The sequence below is a fragment of the Collinsella aerofaciens genome (assembly GCF_040915545.1).
Taxonomy (GTDB): domain Bacteria; phylum Actinomycetota; class Coriobacteriia; order Coriobacteriales; family Coriobacteriaceae; genus Collinsella; species Collinsella aerofaciens_BE.
In genome coordinates this window covers 1-2,010 of record NZ_JBCPDH010000064.1, presented here as the reverse complement: position 1 = coordinate 2,010, position 2,010 = coordinate 1, and the positions used below count along the sequence as shown (strand labels likewise).

General features: G+C 57.8%; 2 protein-coding genes. Both read right to left on the bottom strand.

Going from position 1 to position 2,010, the window contains the following annotated elements; translation table 11 throughout:
* Positions 1–189: 189 nt before the first annotated feature.
* Positions 190–747 carry a hypothetical protein gene (locus tag AB5202_RS09900; protein WP_368144668.1) on the bottom strand — a complete coding sequence of 186 codons (558 nt, stop codon included), beginning with the start codon at positions 745–747 and terminating at the stop codon, positions 190–192.
* Between the two features lie 236 nt (positions 748–983).
* Positions 984–1,520 carry a PTS sugar transporter subunit IIA gene (locus AB5202_RS09895; protein WP_035136613.1) on the bottom strand — a complete coding sequence of 179 codons (537 nt, stop codon included), beginning with the start codon at positions 1,518–1,520 and terminating at the stop codon, positions 984–986.
* Between the last annotated feature and the right edge of the window lie 490 nt (positions 1,521–2,010).

The following is a 2,010-nucleotide window of genomic DNA, read 5'->3' as shown; positions in this document are numbered from 1 at the left end:
GCGGGGCCATTGTGGCTCTTGACAGCGGATTGGGTCATATGAGCGAAAGCCCGCCAGAGCGAGCAAGGTGCCTTGAAACAAGGCGGCATTGACCTTTTGGTCATGCCGCCGAAGTTGAAAGGCAGATTGCCGCTCTGGCGGGCTTGCAGCGTCGAGCAGTTGCGGCGTTTGGTAAAACGCCGCAACGAACTAGCTCAGCATTGCATCCATCATCTCGGAGTTGACGGAGTCGTCGGCAGACCACTCGCCGTCGTCGTTGCAGGTGTACTTGAAGATAACCGTGGTCTTCCTGGGCTCGGTGGCCTTGGTCACATCGACCATAACCTGACCGGCCATCTTGTACAGCTCGTCATCGGAAGGAACCGTATCAAGCGCGGCGACCTTCTCCTGATACTGGGTGGAGAAGTCCTCGACGATCTTGTTCATAGACTTGCAGGCGATAGAGACCTCGGCGGTCGCGACACCCTTGTCCTCGTCGACCGTCACGTCGCCGATCTTGTAGTCAAAGCCCTCGAGATAGGTCTTGGCATACTCCTTGGGATCGATACCCAGCTGCTCGAACTCGTCGCCCGAAGCCTCCTCCAGACCAGAAAGGAAGTCGTCGCCACCGTTCTTGACCTCGTCAAACTGCGTCGTAAGATCCTCGGTGATGAGCTCCTCAACCGAAGGACCTCCACAGCCGGAAAGCACGACCACGCATGCAACCAAGACGGCCATGAGGGGCGCAAGCAGCAGCTTCTTTTTCATGTTGTTCCTCCCAATGAGCGGCACCGCGCTTCCCGGACGCGGCACACGTTGTAATAAGTAAGCCCATACTATCCACTTATGAACACCCTCGGCAACGCGAAGGCGCGGTCGGTTCGTTTTAGCGTCCGAACGGTTTGCAAGCCCGCCCAACGCGCAATAAAACGCTTCCCCACGGTGCAATAAAAAAGGTGGCCGGAAAACCCGACCACCCTTGCACATCCTTTGAACGCCGCAGTTTACTTGCGAACGACCTTAACGATGGCGTCACCGGCGGCGACGGCGGACTCTGCCTCGACGGTGAGCTCGACGTCGGCAAACTCGGCGGTGTTGGACACGGCCACCACGACGCAGTCCTTGTAACCGGCAGCGGCGATCTTGGCGCGGTCGATCTTGAGTATGGGCTGGCCGGCCTTCACAACGTCGTCGGCCTTGACGAAGCCCTCGAAGCCATCGCCGTTCATGTTGACGGTATCGACGCCAACGTGCACCAGAACCTCGATGCCGCTATCGGACTGCAGACCCACGGCGTGACCCATGGTGACGGTCACCTTACCGTCGCAGGGAGCGTAGACCAGATCGTCCTCGGGCCACACGGCACAGCCCTTGCCCAGAACCTCGCCACCAAAGACGGGATCGGGCACGTCGGCCATCTTGATGACCTTGCCCTTGACGGGCGAGCACAGCACGTCGGCGCCGGCAGAAGCAGAGATGGAGGCCGGAGCAGCGGCAGCCGCGGGCTCAGCCTTCTTCTTGAACATATCAAACAGACCCATACGTTTTCTCCTCTTGATTAAGCGCAACGTTGTGCGCATGCCTACGGTAATTATAGTGCCAAATGGTTCAAATGCTAAGGTGGGGACTCGAATCGCAAGCCCTTCTCGGTAGTGCTCGTGGGATGAGCATCTCCTTTGCATCGCGGTTCGATAAGCCGAGTATCGCCCACGCGCGGGACGGGCAGAAGCGGGCACGCCAAACCCGATACTTCTTTTCGCTCTCGAGTCCTGCCGCCGCCCCGTCCCTGACACTTCCTGATACCGACCGAAACGTGCCAAAATAAACCTGTCCCTTTTTGGTAGGTTTGGCGAGTGTGGATTTTCGGACGCTTAACTAACGAGCGTGGATAATCTCCCACTTTGAGGCCGTCACCGAGCCAAAAACGGGAGATTATCCGCTCTCATTTTGGATAACCCATTACAGTCTGAAATAGGCCATCGATAAATTTCGATGGCGAGCATTCGGCGCATTGCCTACGATACGGGCAAG